Origin of the sequence: Amycolatopsis saalfeldensis, assembly GCF_900110575.1 — a bacterium.
Lineage (GTDB): Bacteria > Actinomycetota > Actinomycetes > Mycobacteriales > Pseudonocardiaceae > Amycolatopsis > Amycolatopsis saalfeldensis.
In genome coordinates this window covers 140779-157600 of record NZ_FOEF01000017.1, presented here as the reverse complement: position 1 = coordinate 157600, position 16822 = coordinate 140779, and the positions used below count along the sequence as shown (strand labels likewise).

The following is a 16822-nucleotide window of genomic DNA, read 5'->3' as shown; positions in this document are numbered from 1 at the left end:
CGGACGTCCGAGGTGGCCTTCACGGTTTCGCTGCTGCTCAGCTCAGGCGCAGTGACGTGCCGGGGTGGAACGCGTGGGTCTCGCCCTCGCCGCGCAGCGCGACGCGCACGTTGTCCCCGATGCGGGGCGGCGTGCGGCCGTCGACGCGGACCACGAACCGGTCGTCGCCGACCTTGCCGTGCAGGTAGGCGTCGGCGCCCAGCTCCTCGACCAGCTCGACCACCAGCTCGAAGCCCTCCTCGGCTTCACCGACCAGGCGCAGGGATTCCGGCCGGACGCCGAAGATCACCTCCGTCAGGCTGTCCGCGCGGGCGGCGGTCAGCGTGGCCGTCGGCAGGGGCACCACGAGGTCGCCGAGCTTGACCCCGCCCGCGGCCAGCGGCAGGGTCGCCAGGTTCATCGCCGGCGAGCCGATGAACCCCGCGACGAACGCGTTGGTCGGGTTCTCGTACAGCTCCCGCGGCGCGGCGCACTGCTGCAGCACGCCGTCCTTCAGCACGGCCACCCGGTCGCCCATCGTCATGGCCTCGACCTGGTCGTGGGTCACGTAGATGGTGGTGGTGCCGAGGCGCTGCTGGAGCTTCGCGATGTTGGCGCGCGTCTCCACCCGCAGCTTCGCGTCCAAGTTGGACAGTGGTTCGTCCATCAGGAACACACTCGGCTCGCGCACGATCGCCCGGCCCATCGCCACGCGCTGGCGCTGGCCGCCCGAGAGTGCCTTCGGCTTGCGCTCCAGGTACTTCGTCAGGTCCAGCATCGCGGCGGCCTCGGCCACCTTCGCGTCGATGTCCGATTTGGACACTCCGCGCAACTTGAGCGCGAAGCCCATGTTGTCGGCGACGGTCATGTGCGGGTACAGCGCGTAGGACTGGAACACCATGGCGATGTCCCGGTCCTTCGGCGGCAGGTCGGTGACGTCGCGGTCGCCGATCCGGATGGCGCCCTCGTTCACGTCCTCGAGCCCGGCCAGCATCCGCAGTGCGGTGGACTTGCCCGAGCCGGACGGGCCCACCAGCACCAGGAACTCGCCGTCAGGGACGTCGAGGCTCAGCTTGTCGACGGCGCGCACGCCCGGGTTGCCGGGGTAGACCCGCGACGCCTGCTCGTAACTCACTTCAGCGGACACAGTGTCTCTCCCTTACTTCACGGCGCCCATGGACAGGCCGCGCACCAGGTGGTTCTGCGCGATCCAGCCGACGATCATCACCGGCAGCGAGGCCAGCAACGCGGCAGCGGACAGCTGGGCCCAGTACAGGCCTTCGCTGGTGATGAAGCTGACCAGGAACACCGGCACGGTGCCGGCCCGGGCAGCGGTGAGGTTGACCGCGTAGAAGAACTCCGTCCAGGAGAAGATCACGCAGATCAACGCGGTCGCGGCCACCCCGGGCGCGACCACCGGCATGATGATCTTGCGCAGCAGTGTCGGCAGGTTCGCCCCGTCGATCCGCGCCGCCTCGATCATCTCGCCCGGCACCTCCAGGAAGAACGAGCGCATCATCCAGATCGCCAGCGGCAGGTTCATCGCGGTGTACAGGATGATCAGCGCCCACACCGTGTCGAGCAGGTTGGTGTTCTGCGAGATCACGTACAGCGGGATGATCGCCGCGACGATCGGCAGCATCTTCGTGGAGAGGAAGAAGCTCAGCGCGTTCTTCGTGCCCTTCACCGGCGCCAGCGACAGCGCGTACGCGGCCGGGATGCCCAGCAGCAGCACCAAAAGCGTCGAGATGATCGTGACGAACGCCGAGTTTCCGAGGTAGGGCAGGAAATCGCCGTTCAGCACCCCGGAGATCTGGTCGAAGGTGGGCTTGAAGAACAGCTTCGGCGGATCGCTGTAGGCGTCGGACTCCTGCTTGAACGCGGTGAGGATCATCCACAGCAGCGGGAAGACGAACAGGATGGCCAGCACCCACGTGACGACGGTCAGCGAGCCCGCCCCGACGCGGCGCTTCGGCTTGCGCGACGGTGGTGCCGAGCCGGTGCTGACGGGTGCGGTGGCGGTTGCGGTACTCACTTCGTGCCTCCGTCCACGGAGAACGCCCGGAACATCAGCCGCAGGGCGAAGGTCGCGACGATCATGGTCAGGATGACCACGACCACGCCCATCGCCGAGGACTGGCCGATGTCGAAGCCCTCGAACGCGCGCTGGTAGATGTAGAACGGCAGGTTGGTGCTGGCCGTGCCCGGACCGCCCTGGGTCATCAGGAAGATCGCGTCGAAGCTGTTCACGATGTAGATCGCGCCGAGCAGCGTGGCCAGCTGCAGGAACCGCGAAAGGTGCGGCAGCGTGATCGAGTAGAAGGTGCGCCAGCGGTTCGCCCCGTCCACCGAGGCGGCCTCCAGCACCTCCTTCGACTGGCTCTGCAGGCCGGCCAGGGTCAGCAGCATCATGAACGGCGTCCACTGCCAGACGATCTGCGCCATCACCGCGGCCAGCGGGAACTGCGAAAGCCAGTCGACGTCGGTGTGGAACACGAAGTGCAGCAAGCCGAACGTCGGGTCGAACATCGTGGTCTTCCACAGCAGCGCGCCGGCCGCCGGGAGGATCAGGAACGGCGTGATCAGCAGCGTCCGCACGAAGCCGCGGCCGGCGAACTTGCGGTCGAGCAGGATCGCCAGCCCGAGCCCGAGCAACAGCGAAACCAGCACGCACACCACGGTGAGGATCACGGTGTTGAGCAGCGCGCCGAGGAACGTGGTGTCGGTGAAGACGTCGACGTAGTTGCTGAAGCCGACGAAGTGCTGCGAGCCCGGCCGCACCAGGTTCCAGGACTGGAACGAGTAGTACAGCGTGAGCAGGAACGGGATCTGCGTGACCGCGATGACGAAGATCAGCGCCGGCAGCAGCGGCAGCCGCCGCTTCCCGGACTTGCTCGTCTCTTTCTTCGCCGGTGCGGACGTGGTTGCCGGCGCCGTGCCGGCGGGGACCGAGAGCGTACTCACCGGGCCACCTCCTGATAGGACTTGCCCACCGTCTCCGCGTACTTCTGCGACTGCGCGAGCGCGTCCGCCACGGAGGTCTGCCCGGCGATGGCCGCCGAGAGCTGCTGGCTCACCCGGGTGCCGAGGTCCTGGAATTCGGGGATCCCGACGAACTGGATGCCCGGGTAGGGCACGGGGTTGACCATGGTCTTCTGCTGGTTCGCGTTCGCGATGCCGTCCAGCGTCGGCTGCGCGTACGCCTTGGCCGCGTCCTTGTACTGCGGGATCTCGTAGGTCGACTTGCGGGTGCCCGGCGGCACGCGGTTCCAGCCGTAGGTCTCGCCGACCTTCTTCGCGTACTCCTTGTCGGTCATCCACGCCATGAACTTCCAGGCGTCGTCCTTGTCCTTGGCCACCTTGGGAATGGCCAGCGACCAGGTGTAGAGCCAGCCGCTGGCCTGGGTCTTGTCGACCGGGGCCGGGGCGTAGCCGTTCTTGCCGACCACGAGGCTGGTGGACGGGTCCTCGGTCGTGCCGGTCATCGACGTGGCGTCGTACCACATCGCGGCGTTGCCCTGGGCGTACCGCGTGCCGCACTCGGTGAACCCGGCGCTGGAGGCACCGACCTCACCGTGGTCGCGCACCAGGTTCACGTAGAAGTTCGCGGCCTTGGTGAACTCGGGGCTGGTCAGCTTGGCGTTCCAGTCCTTGTCGAACCACTGCGCGCCGAACGTGTTGGCGACCGTGGTGAAGGGCGCGAGGCTCTCGCCCCAGCCCGGCTTGCCGCGCAGGCAGATGCCCGAGACGCCGGTCTGCTTGTTGTCGAGCTTCGCGGCGTAGTCGGCGATCTGGTCCCACGTGGGGTGCGCGGGCATGGTCAGACCGGCCTGCTGGAAGAGGTCCTTGCGGTAGACCACAAAGGACGACTCCCCGTAGAACGGCACCGCGTACATCTGGTTCTGGTACGACAGCGACTCCCGGATGCTCGGGATGAAGTCGCCCTCGTCGTAACCGGGGGTGGCCTTCATGTGCGGCTCGAGGTTCTCGAGCCAGCCGTTGGCCGCCCACTGCGGGGCCTCGTAGTTGCTGATCATCACCACGTCGAACTCGCCGCCCTGGGTGGCGGTGGAGGCGGTGATCTTCGCGCGGGCCTCGTTCTCCGGCAGGGAGACGAACTTGAGGTTGATGCCGGGGTTGTTCTTCTCGAACTCGCCCTTGAGCGAAATGGCGTCCTTCATCTGGGCGTTGGACACGATCGCGACGACCAGTGTCCGGCCGCCGTTGCCGAGCGAGCCGGCTCCGGCGCATCCCGTCACGAACAGCGCTGTCACGGCCAGGAGGCACAGGAGTTTACGCACGGCCACCTCCGGGGAGGACCTGGATCTTCAGGCCGGAGCCGCTGCGCATCTTGGCCAGCGCTTCCGGGTACTGCTCGAGCGGCAGGGTGTCGGTGATCAGGGCCTCGGTGTCGATGACGCCCTTGGCCACCAGGTCGAGCGCGGTGGCGTAGCTGTTCAGCACCGCCATCGAGCCGACGATGGTGATCTCGTCGTTGTAGATGCGGAACGGGGACAGGGCCACCCGCGCCTCGGCCGGCGCGACGCCGAACACGAGCAGCCGTCCGCCGCGCCGCAGCGCGTCGAAGGCGGACTCGATGGCGGGCGCGGCCCCGGTGCAGTCGACGGCGGCGTCGTACAGCTCGCCGTCGAGCGCGGACACGTCCTCGGCCACGGCGGCGGCGCCGAGCCCGGTGGCGCGGGGCAGCCGGCTCGCGTTGCGGTCGACCACCGTCACTTCGGCGCCCGAACGCTGCAGCAGCTGCTGCATGATCAGGCCCATCGTGCCGGCGCCGACGACCAGGAACCGTTCGCCGGCCTCGACGCCGATGCGGCGCACGCCGTGCACGGCGCAGGAGACGGGCTCCACGATCGCGCCCTGCTCCCAGGTCATCGAGTCCGGCATCCGGTGGCAGGTGTCCGCGGGCACGGCGACGTACTCGGCGAACGCGCCGTCCACCGTGTCACCGGTCGCGTTCCAGTTGGCGCAGAGGTTCCCGTGCCCGGAGCGGCACGGCGTGCAGTATCCGCAATACAGCGAGGGGTCGACGGCCACGCGGTCGCCGACCTTCCACTCGGGCGGCACGTCCGCGCCGAGCTCGACGATCTCCCCGGCGAACTCGTGGCCGGGGACGATGGGATACGGGGTCGGCGGGAAGTGCCCGTCGGCGATGTGCAGGTCGGTCCCGCAGATCCCGCAGGCACCCACCTTCACGACGACCTGGCGCTCCCCGGGCTTCGGATCGGGAACGTCTCCGACCCGGATTTCGCCGGGCCGGTCCACGATCGCGGCGCGCATGCCTCATCCCCTTCCTGTTCGCTCATCTGAGCGACTGTGATCTATGGCTCAGCTAACATGTGTAGAGCATTAGAGGTGTTTCTGGGGAGTTACGTCAACCTCTTCAGGTGTTTTTCAGGTTATAGTGCTCATATGAGCAGAAAGAAAGGGCAACCCCGCCTGACTGAGACGCTGGAGCTGGCCACCATGGCCCGGCGCTTCTACGTGCAGGGCCGCTCGAAGCTCGAGATCGCGGACGAGTTCGGCATCAGCCGGTTCAAGGTCGCCCGCATGCTGGACACGGCCCGGGAGAGCGGGCTGGTGCGGGTCGAGTTCGACCTGCCGGCGCCGGTCGACGTGGAGCTTTCGGACGAGCTGCGGCTGGCCTACGGGCTGGACCGCGCGCTGGTGCTCGAGCGAACGGCGGTGAAGGAGCCGAGGGAGCTGGTGCGCAAGAAGGTCGGCGCGCTGGCCGCTCATCTGCTCGAAGAGATCGTCAGCTCGAAGGACGTGGTCGGGCTCTCCTGGGCGCGGTCGGTCAACGCCATGACCGAGTCCATCCGGACCCTGCCGCGCTGCCCGATCGTGCAGCTGTGCGGGGTGCAGGCCGGGATGGACATGCGGGGCCGGTCGGTCGAGACGGTCAGCCGCGTGACCGCGGTGTCCGGCGGCGACGCGTACCCGATCTTCGGCCCGCTGGTGCTGCCGGACCGCCGGACGGCGGAGACGCTGCGCCGTCAGCCGGGCATCGCGGAGACCTTCGGCCAGTTCAAGAACCTGACCAAGGCCGTGGTGAGCATCGGCGCCTGGCAGCCGGGCGAGTCCACCGTCTACGACGCGCTCGACGATGCCGAGCGCGCCGCGATCGCCGCCCGCGGCGCGACGGCCGAGGTGGCCGCGAGACTGTTCGACGCCTCCGGCAACGCCGTGTCGACCGGGCTGGCGCACCACGTCCTGGCGATCAGCACCGAAGACCTGCGCGCCGTCCCGGAGGTGATCGCCATCGGTTACAGCGAGCCCAAGGCCGCGGCCGTGGACGCCGTCCTGCGCTCGGGCATGGTCTCCACCCTCGTCACCGACGCCGCGGCGGCGGTGCCCCTGCTGGACCTGGTGGCGCGGAACCCGCTCCCGGCGCGCCACTGAACCGTCGGATCTCAGGGTCGACTGGGTGAATCCACCGGATGTGCCCGGCCGGGCCGGGCCCGATCCTGGTGGGGTGACTCGGGTTTCGCCTCGATGGCGGCAAACGGTGGCGTGGCTGCACGTGCTGTCTTCGGTCGCGTGGCTGAGCCAGGCGCTCGGGCTGATGACGCTGCTGGCTGTGGGCCTGCGGGGCCCGTCTGCGGCCGCGACGTCGATGGCGCACCGGCTCGACACCCTGCTGCTGGCCCCGATGGCCAACGCCGCGGCGTTCACCGGCCTGCTCCTGGCGGGCGCGACGGCCTGGGGCTTCTTCCGGCATTGGTGGGTGCTGGTCAAATTCGTGCTGACGATCGCGCAGCTGTATGCGGGGATCTTCCTGCTCTCCCCCGCGCTCGGCGACCTGGCCGAGGCCCCGCGCACGGTGCCGTGGCAGCTGATCGCGGGCACCGCCGTGATGGTGGGCGCGCTCGCGTTCCAGGTCTGGGTCTCGATCGCGAAGCCGTGGTCGAAGACGCCCTGGTCTCCCGCCCGCCGCCCGGAAACGGCGCCGCGCTGGGTGTTCGTACTCGGCGTCGCCGCGCCGGTGGTGGACACGATTGCCGGGCTGCTGCTGGGCTATCCGCTGCCGGCGCTGTCACTGGTGATGCTGGTCGTGCTGCTGAGCGGGCGACGGCCGCGGTTGGTGACCGCCTGAGTTCTGGGCCGCCACGACCTCGTCTGGTTACCTTTCGGTTCCTGACCGGGTTTCTAACGTCGGGTGCAGTTCGCGCCTACGAGAGGACCCTTCCATGCGCATCGCGCTCTTCGGTACCGGCGGCATGGCCGACGCCCTCGGCACGGCGTGGTCCCGGGCGGGCCGCGGACTTCGCCGACGTGATCCTCCTGGCCGTGCCCACCTCCGCGATGGACGGCTTACTGTCCTCGCTCGCGCTGGACGGCAAGATCCTCGTCGACTGCACCAACACCCCGGGCCCGACCGGTGCCGAACCGCCGCCGGGCACCCCGGTCGCGGCGCGGATCGCGGGACTGGCGCCAGGAGCGTCGGTGGTGAAGGCCTTCAACCTCGCCCACGTGGACGTCTGGCGCATGACCCCGCCGGTCTTCGAGGGCCGCCCGCTGGCCGTTCCGCTGTGCGGCGCGCCCGAGACGGTCTCGTCGCTGGTCCGGGACGTCGGCTGCACGCCCATCGCAGCCGGTGACCTGACGCGGGCCGCACTCCTGGAGGCGACGGCCGCGTTCGCCATCGGCCGGTGGATGTCCGGCTTCGACGCCCAGGCGATCCTCACTCCGGCCTAGAGCTGGTTCACGTCCACGATCCGCACGACCGCGGCCCCCACCTCGTCCGACGCGCGCAGGTCGACCTCGGCGCCGATGCCCCAGTCGTGGTCGCCGGCCGGGTCGTCGAAGATCTGCCGGACGCGCCAGAGGTCGGGCTCCTGCTCGATGAGCAGGAGCGCCGGGCCGCGGGCGTCCGGGCCGATGCCGAGCGTCTCGTGCTCGTCGAAGTAGTCCTCGACGGCGTCTTCCCACGCGTCCGCGTCCCAGCCGGCGTCGGCGTCCAGCTCGCCGAGCGCGTAGAAGTTGCGGCGGGCGGCCAGCTCCACGCGACGGAACAACTCGTTGCGCACCAGCACCCGGAACGCACGCTCGTTGCGGGTGACCCCGGGCGGCTCGGACGGCGGCCGCTGCGAGACGGGGCCTTCCTCGCCGGGATGACGCAGCGCCTCCCACTCGTCCAGCAGGCTGGAGTCGACCTGGCGGACCAGCTCGCCCAGCCACTCGATGAGGTCTTGCAGCGCCTCGGTTTTCGCCTCGTCCGGGACGGTGTGGCGCAGGGCGTCGTAGGTGTCCGCGAGGTAGCGCAGCACCAAGCCCTCGGACCGCGCGAGCTGGTAGAACCCCACGTACTCCACGAAGTTCATCGCCCGCTCGTACATGTCGCGGACCACGGACTTCGGGGAAAGCTCGTAGTCCGCCACCCACGGGTGGCCCTGGCGGTAGGACTCGTAGGCGGCGGTGAGCAGTTCCTCCAGCGGCTTCGCGTACGTGACGCCTTCGAGCAGCTCCATCCGCTCGTCGTACTCGATGCCCTCGGCCTTCATCGCCTGCACGGCCTCGCCGCGGGCCTTGAACTGCTGCTGCGAAAGGACCGGCCGCGGATTGTCCACAGTGGATTCCACAACGGACACGACGTCCAGCGCGTACGAAGGCGACTCCAGGTCGAGCAGCTCCACCGCCGCCAGCGCGAACGGCGAGAGCGGCTGGTTCAGCGCGAAGTCGAACTGCAGGTCGACGGTGAGCCGCACGATGCGGCCGTCCGCGTCCGGCTCGGGCAGCCGCTCGACGACGCCCGCGGTCAGCAGGGCGCGGTAGATCGCGATGGCGCGCAGGATCAGCTTTCGCTGCGCTGGCCGGTCGGAGTGGTTGTCCTCCAGCAGGTGCCGCATGTGCTCGAACGCGTTGCCGGGCCGCGAGATCACGTTCAGCAGCATCGAGTGGCTGACCCGGAAGCTCGAAGTCAGCGGCTCGGGCTCGGCCGCGATCAGCCGGTCGAACGTGCTCTCGGTCCAGTTGACGAAGCCCTCGGGCGCCTTCTTCCGGACGATCTTCTTTTTCTTCTTCGGGTCGTCGCCCGCCTTCTCCAGCGCCTTCGCGTTCTCCACGACGTGGTCGGGCGCCTGCACCACCACGTACCCGTCGGTGTCGTACCCGGCGCGGCCCGCGCGGCCGGCGATCTGGTGGAACTCGCGCGCCTTGAGGTGCCGCTGCCGCACGCCGTCGTACTTGGTCAGCGCCGAGAACACCACGGTGCGGATCGGCACGTTGATGCCGACGCCGAGGGTGTCGGTCCCGCAGATCACCTTGAGCAGCCCGGACTGCGCCAGCGTCTCGACCAGCCGCCGGTACTTCGGCAGCATGCCCGCGTGGTGCACGCCGATGCCGTGGCGGACCAGCCGGGACAGCGTCTTGCCGAAACCCGCGGAGAACCGGAAGCCGCCGATCAGCTCGGCGATGGCGTCCTTCTCGGCCTTGGTGGTCACGTTGATGCTCATCAGCGTCTGCGCGCGCTCGATCGCCGCCGCCTGCGAGAAATGCACCACGTACACCGGCGCCTGCCCGCCGTGGAGCAGCTCGGACATCGTCTCGTGCACCGGCGTCAGCGCGTAGCGGAAGGTCAGCGGCACCGGCCGCTCCGCCGAGGTGACCACCGCCGTGGTCCGGCCCGTGCGGCGGGTGAGGTCCTTCTGGAAGAAGGACACATCGCCGAGGGTCGCCGACATCAGGACGAACTGGGCTTTGTCCAGTTCGATCAGCGGGACCTGCCAGGCCCAGCCGCGGTCCGGCTCGGAGTAGAAGTGGAACTCGTCGGCCACGACCTGGCCCACGGGCGCGTCGGCACCGAGCCTTAACGCCATGTTCGCCAGGATTTCCGCCGTGCAGCAGATGATCGGGGCGTCGGCGTTGACCGAGGAGTCACCCGTCATCATCCCGACGCTGTCCGCGCCGAAGATCTCGATGAGCTGGAAGAACTTCTCCGAGACGAGCGCCTTGATCGGCGCCGTGTAGAAGCTGCGGCGGCCGTGGGCGAGCGCGGTGAAGTGGGCGCCGACGGCCACCAGGCTCTTCCCGGAGCCGGTGGGCGTCGAGAGGATCACGTTCGCGCCGGAGACGACCTCGATCAGCGCCTCCTCCTGCGCCGGGTACAGCTGGATGCCCCGCTCGGCCGTCCACGCGGAGAAGGCTTCGAACAGGGCGTCGGGATCAGGATCCGCAGGCAGGAGGTCTGTGAGTGTCATCGCGGGACCCATCGTGCCATCCCTTCGCCGGGTCTTGGCGAGGGGCGATCGCGGCTGCTTGCCCAAACCCGTAGGCTTCGCGGTACCGCGCACCGACCGGGGGATACTTTCGGACGAGCGCGTACACGGGCGGAACTGCCGGAGGGTTCGAAGAATGGCACAGGACATCATCCCGATCGAGCTCGGACTGCCGCAGGGCGACGTCGTCACCCTGTGGGCGCCCCGGTGGCGGGAGGACGGCGAGGAGTGGGAAGCGTTCCTCGGCGACGAGGACGACCTGTACGCCTTCCCCGACGCCGCCCACCTGGCCGCCTTCGTGCGGACGTCCGAGCAGCACGACCTGCTGGACCACCCTGCGTGGGACGCGGTGCCGGCGCTGAACGTGCCCGAGCTGATCCCGGACGAAGACCACTCCTACGACCTGGTCGGCGTGCCCGAGCTGGTCGCCGAGGAGCCGGACTCGTGGACCATCGCGGAGCTGGCGGAGATCGTCGGCATCGTCCGCTCGCTCGCCGACGTGTGCGAGCTGGAGGAGGTGCACGAGGTCCTCGACGCGTACGAGGGCTTCTCGCTGCTGGAGCAGGGCCGGCTGCCGTTCACCGGGCGTGAGGGCGAGGCGCTCTGGAACGACCTGTCGAAGGCCGTGTCCGAGAAGTGGGACATCGTGCTCGACGCGATCGACAACCTGGTCACGGCGCCCGACGTCGACGCTGCGGTGCTGGAGCAGACGGCCGAGGAGCTGGCCGCCTTCCACGAGGAGTCGGCTGAGGCCGAAGCCGCGCAGCCCGAAGACCTCGAGGCCGTGGACGCGCCCGACTCCGAAGACGACGCCGAGGACGACGAGCCGGTCGGCTTCTGGGGCGAGGTCGGGATCGACCCGATCAAGATCGTCACCTCCGGCACGGAGTACTACACCCTGCGCTGCTACCTCGACGACAAGCCGCTGTTCCTGGGCAGCGACGGCGAGATCGACGTGTTCACCTCCGAGAAGGCGCTGCTCAAGGCCATCAAGGGCGGCAAGGACCTGGCCGACACCGACATCGCCGAGGTGTCCACTTGGGACGAGGTGGTCGCCAAGGCCACCGCGGGCGAACTCGAAGTCGAGGTCGACACCGAGAACACGTACGTGCTGGGCGGGCTGGACGCCGACATCGCCGAAGGCCCCGAGTCGATCGACGCGACCCAGCTGGAGCTGGCGGTCGAGCTGATCACCGACGCCGCCGACTGGGCGGACGACGACACCGTCGAGGAGGCGCTGGCCGCGAACGAGAGCCTCGGCTGGCTGATCTCCTTCGTGCTGCGCCCGGACCCGACGCGCCTCGAGCCGAGCGCGCCGTTCGACGCGGAGCAGAGCGCGTGGCGCAAGCTGGTGGAGTCGTTCGAGAACCGCCTCACGGTGGTCTGAACCTGACGTCGTCCTGACCGGAGGCCGTCCCCCACGCGGGGGCGGCCTCCGGTTTTTTGGTGCTGGGTCAGTCGAAAACGCTGAAAACGCCCTCGGGCTCGCGACTCTCCGAGTACATCCGCCACGCCGCGTCCGCGATGACGTCGGGGTCGAGGGTGCGCCCGGCGAGGTCACCGAACTCCGCGGGCTGCGAAGCGACCAGACGGTGGACGTCACCGCGCTCGATCACCCCGCCGATGGTCAGGCTCCCCGCGTAGACGCCGGTGCCGTCGAGTCCCGCGTGGAGGGTCACGGCGTAGTTCCGCAGTGCGGCCGCCGAAACGGCGAGGGCGCCGAGCGCGGGCATCGGCCGGACCGAGCTGAGCCCGCCGGCGAACAGCAGCCCGCCGCGGCCGCGCTCCCGCATGCCGGGCAGCACCCGGCCGACCACGTCGACCGCCGGGTACACCCAGCTCATCGCCCGCTCGACGGCGGCGGAATCGGCTTCGGTGATCGGCCCGGGAAGGTTGTCCGGGTCGGTCGACGCGGGCCCGTAGTAGACGAAGTCGATGGTGCCGAACCGTTCGGTGATCGCGTCGAGCGTGGCCAGGACGCCGGTGCGGACGTCGCCGACGAAGGCCTCGGCCGTGATCCCGGCATCGGCGAGCGAAGCCAGGTAACGGGAGTGGCGGGTGTCGGTGCGCGAGACGAGCGCGACGTCGTACCCCGCCCGCCCGAACCGGTGGGCGACGGACATGCCGAGCCCGGGACCGGCCCCGAGGACAACGGCGGTCGGGCGGGTCGTTTCAGCCATGGCGAAGTTCCTTCCCCTTAAGTCGAGGGTCACCTCGATTTCGCGGCCGACGCTATCACAGAACCCGAGGTCACCCTCGACTTGTAGGATGAGGCCATGGCCGCCGGATCCAAGCCGCTGCGGGTAGACGCCGCGCGCAACCGTGACAAGCTGCTCGCTGCCGCGACCCACGCGTTCGCCGAGCACGGGCTCGACGCGCCACTGGAGCCGATCGCGCGGGCCGCCGGCGTCAGCATCGGCACGCTGTATGCCCACTTCCCCACCCGCGAGGCGTTCTACGACGCGATCCTGCCCGCGCAGCTGGCCGCTCTCGAAGACATCACCACCCGGGCCTGGGCCGAGCCGGACCCGTGGGTGGGCTTCGTGCGGTTCGTCGAGGACCTGTTCGCCATGCAGGCCGAGAACCACAGCCTGAACGATGCCCTCGCCCGGCGGCGCCCGCTCAGCCCCGTCGTCGTCGATGCCTGCTGTCAAGGCTTCCGGCACGCCGAGCGCATCCTCACCCGCGCGAAGGCCGCCGGTGTGCTGCGCCTCGACTTCGAGCCGTCCGACCTGGGCTCGCTGGTCACCGCGATGTCCCAGCTGATCCACGAGTCGATCGACACCAGCCCGGACGTCTGGCGCCGGCACCTGGCGTTTTTCCTGGACGGCCTCAAGGCTTCCACGGCCCTGGCCTGAATCAGTCCGCTTCGGACTGCGCTCGGACCGGGACGACGGCGATGGCCACCGCCGGGAAGACCGCGGCGACGCAGAAGGCCGGCGCGTACCGGCTGTCGCCGATGACCAGGCCCAGCAGGGGCGGAGTGAGGGAGGCCGCGATGTTCTGCGCGGTGTTCTGCGTGCCCATCGCCCGGCCCGACCACGCGACGCCCGCCAGCTCGGCCGACGCGGTGAAGCCGAGGCCGTTGTCCGCGACCGTGATGACCGCGGCGAGGACCAGCGCGAACAGCACGAGCCACAGCCAGCTCACGTCGCCGACCGCCACCAGCAGCATCACCAGCACACTCGCGACGGCGAGCTGGCGCATCGGCCGCAGCCGGCTGCCGACGCGGTCCGACCAGTAGCCCGAGCCCAGCCGTCCCGCCGCGCCCAGCACCTGGGCCACCGCGAGGAAAACACCGGCCCCCGACGGGCTCCAGTGCTGCTGCGAGACCAGGTACACCGGCGCGAACGCCGACACCGCGAACTGCGGCACCACCAGCAGCGCGCTCGCCCCGTGCACCCGCCACAGCCAAGGCTTCCGGTACGGCGAAGGCGGCTTCTCCCCCGCGGCCGCGCGCGGCGGCCGCGGCGGGTCGACCACCAGGGCGGCGACCAGCAGCGCGACCAGGATCGCCAGCACCGCCGGCAGCAGCATCGCGGCCTGGAAGCCCCAGTGCGCGGCGATCGGCGGCAGCCCCAGCGCGGCCACGCCGACCCCGAGCGGCTGCGCCGTCTGCCGGATGCCCATCGCGACGCCGCGCTCGGACTTCGCGAACCAGCCCATCACCACCCGGCCGCTCGCCGCGTTCACCGAGGCCGTGCACGCTCCGGCGACAAGAAAGACCCCAAAGAGTAGGCCAACCGGGTGATGCCAGAGGGCGGCGTACACCAGGAGTAATCCCGAAACGCCCAGCCCGAGCGCCATGATCAGCCGCTCTCCGTAACGGTCCGCAGCCGCGCCCCACGCGATCAGGGTCAGCAGGAGCCCGATGCTGGGCGCCGCGACGACCGTGCCCGCCTCCGCGAGCGACAGGCCGTCGACGGCGCGCATCGCGGGCACCAGGAACGGCAGTCCATAGAGGAACGAGCAGCTCGCGGTCTGCGCGGCGAGGCCGAGCGCGAGGATGAGCCAGCGTCGAGAACTGGGCTTTTCTCGTACCGTGTCACCCGCCGCGACCTGCGCCATGTTCGCCACCGTCTCACAATATGGGAATCAATTCCTACATCGTGAACATTAGTTGGCCATGCTAAGGAACGCAACCGCCGTTCTGGCGATCACGTCCGGCAGCGGGAACTCAGGCCAGCGCGGCGTACCCGGGCTTGATCACGTCGTTGATCAGCGCGAGCCGGGAGTCGAAATCGAGGAACGCGGATTTCATGGCATTGATGGTGAACCAGCGCAGATCCTCGAGGCCGAACCCGAACGTGGCGGTCAGCGCCGCGAATTCACTGGTCATCGAGCACCCGCTCATCAGGCGGTTGTCCGTGTTCACGGTGACCCGGAAGTGCAGCCGGGCCAGCAGCCCGATCGGGTGCTCGGCCAGCGAGGGCACGGTGCCGGTCTGGACGTTCGACGTCGGGCAGATCTCCAGCGGTATCCGGCGGTCCCGCACGTAGCTCGCCAACCGTCCAAGGTGGACCGTTCCGGCCGAATCGGTCTTGATGTCCTCGACGATCCGCACGCCGTGCCCGAGCCGTTCCGCGCCGCAGTGCTGGATCGCCTCCCAAATGGAAGGCAGGCCGAACGCCTCCCCGGCATGAATGGTGAAATGCGCATTGTTCTGGCGCAAATACTCGAATGCGTCCAGATTGCGGGTCGGCGGGAATCCGTCCTCCGGCCCGGCGATGTCGAAGCCCGCCACGCCCGCGTCGCGGTAGCGCACCGCCAGCTCGGCGATCTCGAGCGAACGGGCGTGCTGGCGCATCGCGCAGAGCAAGGTCCGGACGACGATCCGGCCCCCCGCGGCGGCCACGCGCCGTGTTCCCTCGGCGAACCCCTCCTGCACAGCCTCGATCACCGCATCGAGTGACAGGCCGCGTTCGACGAACAGCTCCGGCGCGTACCGGACCTCGGCGTACGCGACGCCGTCGGCGGCCAGGTCCTCGACGGCCTCGGCCGCCACCCTGACCAGCGCGTCCTCGGTCTGCATCACGCCGCAGGTGTGGGCGAAGGTCTCCAGGTAGGACACCAGCGAGCCCGAGTCGGCGGCCTCCCGGAACCAGCGGCCGAGCGCGTCGGCATCGGTCGTCGGCAGGCCGGCGTACCCGGTCGACTCCGCCAGTTCGACGACGGTGGCGGGCCGCAGGCCGCCGTCCAGGTGGTCGTGCAGCAGGACCTTGGGGGCCTGGCGCAGGGTTTCCGCGCCGAGGAGGGTTACATCTGACATGCCTCAACGGTAACCTCGTTGTCATTCCCCTACATGGCCCTAACTTCCCACCCCGAGGCCACCCTCAGCTTTGTCGATCAAGGATCGAATCGGCCATCCGGGTAACGCCGCCGTTATCGCACGTTCGCGGGGGCCACACGCAGCGCAATTTTCTTATCGATAAGCTTCGTCCCACGTCCCTTCCATTTCCCCGCCGACGAAGGACACCGCAGTGACCACTGACAACCAGATTGCCGCTCCGTCCTTCGACCGGATGCGCAACATGCTGGTGCGCGCGGCCGAAGTGCGTGAGAGCGAGCAGCAGCAGATCTTCGACGCGCTGGACGACATCTACGCCCGGCTCGCCCCGGTCGACTCGCTGGGCGCGGTCCGCAAGCGGCTGTCCGAGATGCCCGACCGCACCGAGGTCGGCGTGCTCGCCGAGCGCCTCGACGAGGCCATGACCCGCCTCGAGGCCCAGGACAACGCCATCGCGGCGATCACGCACGCGGTGGAGAGCATCGTCGACAAGCTGGCGAAGCCGTTCGCCCAGCTCGACGGCCGGCTGGACGGCGTCGCGGCCCGGTTCGAGGGCGTCGCGGGCCGGATGGACGGGCTCGAGGACAAGCTCCAGAACATCCACCGCCGGATCGACGAGCTGGGCGGCCACCTGGACAAGCAGGACGCCAAGCTCGAGTCGATCCCGCAGTCGGTGCTCGGCCCGGTGCGCGAGCGCGTCGAGTCGGCCGAGGCCGCGCTGCGCGAGCGCATCGACACCGCCGACCACGAGCTGCGCTCCCGCGTCGACGAGCTGGACCGCGCCACCAAGGAGCGGATCGGCGCCGGCACCGAGGCGCTCAAGACGGCGCTGACCGAGACCGGCGAGATGATCGACGCCTCGGACCGGCTGGAGAACCTGGGCAACCGCCTCGAGACCGTCACCCAGCGCCTCGACGATCTCGGCAACCGCCTCGACAAGGTGGAGGACGGCTTCGTCTCGCAGCTCGGCGACCTCGACGGCGCGCTCAAGAGCGGCCTGTCCAAGGTCGAGGGCACGCTGGCGAAGCAGCCGGACACCGACTCGGTCGACTCGCTGGTGCGCCGCAGCAACGACGAGTCCGTGCGCCGCATCGGCGGCCAGCTGGACGAGGCCATGGCGACCTTCGCGGAGCTGATGCTCGGCGGCGGCCCGGCCGTGCAGCAGATCTCCCCGCCGCCGCCCGCGCCGCGCCAGCCGCGCCGCAGCTCGCGCAACGGCCGCTCCCCCAAGGCCGCGGCCGACGCCAAGTCGAACAACGGCTCCGACTCCGAGGACTCCGCCTCCGAGTGAGCAACGCGTGGAAACGCCCCCGCCGGGAAC

15 protein-coding genes are annotated in these 16822 nt (G+C 69.6%); 6 read left to right on the top strand and 9 right to left on the bottom strand.

All coding sequences use genetic code 11. The annotated features are described in order from the left end of the window. Nucleotides 1–37 precede the first annotated feature (37 nt). The 5 genes from BMY97_RS31950 to BMY97_RS31930 form a co-directional block, all read right to left on the bottom strand. Entirely contained in the window at nt 38–1126 is a 1089-nt protein-coding gene (locus BMY97_RS31950) for an ABC transporter ATP-binding protein (RefSeq protein WP_091624108.1), read from the bottom strand. A gap of 12 nt (nt 1127–1138) precedes the next feature. Beyond that, nucleotides 1139–1927, bottom strand: a complete 789-nt coding sequence (locus BMY97_RS31945; protein ID WP_091624348.1) for a carbohydrate ABC transporter permease — start codon at nt 1925–1927, stop codon at nt 1139–1141. A gap of 83 nt (nt 1928–2010) precedes the next feature. Then, on the bottom strand, nt 2011–2943 hold the full coding sequence (locus tag BMY97_RS31940) for a carbohydrate ABC transporter permease (RefSeq protein ID WP_091624105.1): 933 nt from the start codon (nt 2941–2943) through the stop codon (nt 2011–2013). Beyond that, nucleotides 2940–4280, bottom strand: a complete 1341-nt coding sequence (locus BMY97_RS31935) for an ABC transporter substrate-binding protein (RefSeq protein WP_177231635.1) — start codon at nt 4278–4280, stop codon at nt 2940–2942. The genes BMY97_RS31940 and BMY97_RS31935 overlap by 4 nt, the downstream gene beginning before the upstream one ends. Next, nucleotides 4273–5277, bottom strand: a complete 1005-nt coding sequence (locus tag BMY97_RS31930) for a zinc-dependent alcohol dehydrogenase family protein (protein WP_091624099.1) — start codon at nt 5275–5277, stop codon at nt 4273–4275. The genes BMY97_RS31935 and BMY97_RS31930 overlap by 8 nt, the downstream gene beginning before the upstream one ends. Nucleotides 5278–5409: 132 nt before the next feature. Between BMY97_RS31930 and BMY97_RS31925 the strand changes: the two genes are divergently transcribed. The 3 genes from BMY97_RS31925 to BMY97_RS31915 all read left to right on the top strand — a co-directional run bounded on the left by BMY97_RS31925 (nt 5410) and on the right by BMY97_RS31915 (nt 7695). Then, nucleotides 5410–6399: a sugar-binding transcriptional regulator gene (locus BMY97_RS31925; RefSeq protein WP_091624096.1), complete on the top strand. Its 990-nt coding sequence runs from the start codon at nt 5410–5412 to the stop codon at nt 6397–6399. A 106-nt stretch (nt 6400–6505) separates the two neighbouring features. Next, the gene (locus tag BMY97_RS31920) at nt 6506–7093 is read left to right on the top strand and encodes a hypothetical protein (protein WP_245787606.1); all 588 of its coding nucleotides are present in this window, start codon (nt 6506–6508) and stop codon (nt 7091–7093) included. 194 nt (nt 7094–7287) lie between these two features. Then, entirely contained in the window at nt 7288–7695 is a 408-nt protein-coding gene (locus tag BMY97_RS31915) for an NAD(P)-binding domain-containing protein (protein WP_425425351.1), read from the top strand. Here the strand turns inward: BMY97_RS31915 and BMY97_RS31910 are convergent. Then, nucleotides 7692–10196, bottom strand: coding sequence for a DEAD/DEAH box helicase (locus BMY97_RS31910; protein WP_091624090.1), 2505 nt, complete (start codon nt 10194–10196; stop codon nt 7692–7694). The genes BMY97_RS31915 and BMY97_RS31910 overlap by 4 nt on opposite strands. A gap of 154 nt (nt 10197–10350) precedes the next feature. Between BMY97_RS31910 and BMY97_RS31905 the strand changes: the two genes are divergently transcribed. Beyond that, nucleotides 10351–11601: a primosomal protein gene (locus BMY97_RS31905; RefSeq protein ID WP_091624087.1), complete on the top strand. Its 1251-nt coding sequence runs from the start codon at nt 10351–10353 to the stop codon at nt 11599–11601. A 67-nt stretch (nt 11602–11668) separates the two neighbouring features. On the opposite strand, the gene BMY97_RS31900 is transcribed toward BMY97_RS31905, so the two are convergent. Then, on the bottom strand, nt 11669–12394 hold the full coding sequence (locus BMY97_RS31900; protein ID WP_091624084.1) for an SDR family NAD(P)-dependent oxidoreductase: 726 nt from the start codon (nt 12392–12394) through the stop codon (nt 11669–11671). A gap of 96 nt (nt 12395–12490) precedes the next feature. Here BMY97_RS31900 and BMY97_RS31895 point away from each other — a divergent pair, with 96 nt between their 5' ends. Continuing rightward, a complete protein-coding gene (locus BMY97_RS31895; RefSeq protein ID WP_091624081.1) occupies nt 12491–13072 on the top strand; it encodes a TetR/AcrR family transcriptional regulator in 582 nt (193 codons plus the stop codon). 1 nt (nt 13073) lies between these two features. On the opposite strand, the gene BMY97_RS31890 is transcribed toward BMY97_RS31895, so the two are convergent. Together BMY97_RS31890 and BMY97_RS31885 are read right to left on the bottom strand one after the other, a co-directional pair. Then, on the bottom strand, nt 13074–14282 hold the full coding sequence (locus tag BMY97_RS31890; RefSeq protein ID WP_091624345.1) for an MFS transporter: 1209 nt from the start codon (nt 14280–14282) through the stop codon (nt 13074–13076). 109 nt (nt 14283–14391) lie between these two features. Beyond that, on the bottom strand, nt 14392–15483 hold the full coding sequence (locus BMY97_RS31885) for an adenosine deaminase (protein ID WP_091624078.1): 1092 nt from the start codon (nt 15481–15483) through the stop codon (nt 14392–14394). A gap of 211 nt (nt 15484–15694) precedes the next feature. Between BMY97_RS31885 and BMY97_RS31880 the strand changes: the two genes are divergently transcribed. After that, nucleotides 15695–16792, top strand: a complete 1098-nt coding sequence (locus BMY97_RS31880) for a coiled-coil domain-containing protein (RefSeq protein ID WP_091624075.1) — start codon at nt 15695–15697, stop codon at nt 16790–16792. The last annotated feature ends 30 nt before the right edge of the window (nt 16793–16822 follow it).

What these genes read in the sequence shown, in the direction of transcription:
- BMY97_RS31930 (WP_091624099.1), bottom strand. Translation starts at nt 5,277, where the DNA reads ATGCGCGCCGCGATCGTGGACCGGCCCGGCGAAATCCGGGTCGGAGAC.
- BMY97_RS31890 (WP_091624345.1), bottom strand. Translation starts at nt 14,282, where the DNA reads ATGGCGCAGGTCGCGGCGGGTGACACGGTACGAGAAAAGCCCAGTTCT.
- BMY97_RS31910 (WP_091624090.1), bottom strand. Translation starts at nt 10,196, where the DNA reads ATGACACTCACAGACCTCCTGCCTGCGGATCCTGATCCCGACGCCCTG.
- BMY97_RS31925 (WP_091624096.1), top strand. Translation starts at nt 5,410, where the DNA reads ATGAGCAGAAAGAAAGGGCAACCCCGCCTGACTGAGACGCTGGAGCTG.
- BMY97_RS31900 (WP_091624084.1), bottom strand. Translation starts at nt 12,394, where the DNA reads ATGGCTGAAACGACCCGCCCGACCGCCGTTGTCCTCGGGGCCGGTCCC.
- BMY97_RS31905 (WP_091624087.1), top strand. Translation starts at nt 10,351, where the DNA reads ATGGCACAGGACATCATCCCGATCGAGCTCGGACTGCCGCAGGGCGAC.
- BMY97_RS31895 (WP_091624081.1), top strand. Translation starts at nt 12,491, where the DNA reads ATGGCCGCCGGATCCAAGCCGCTGCGGGTAGACGCCGCGCGCAACCGT.
- BMY97_RS31885 (WP_091624078.1), bottom strand. Translation starts at nt 15,483, where the DNA reads ATGTCAGATGTAACCCTCCTCGGCGCGGAAACCCTGCGCCAGGCCCCC.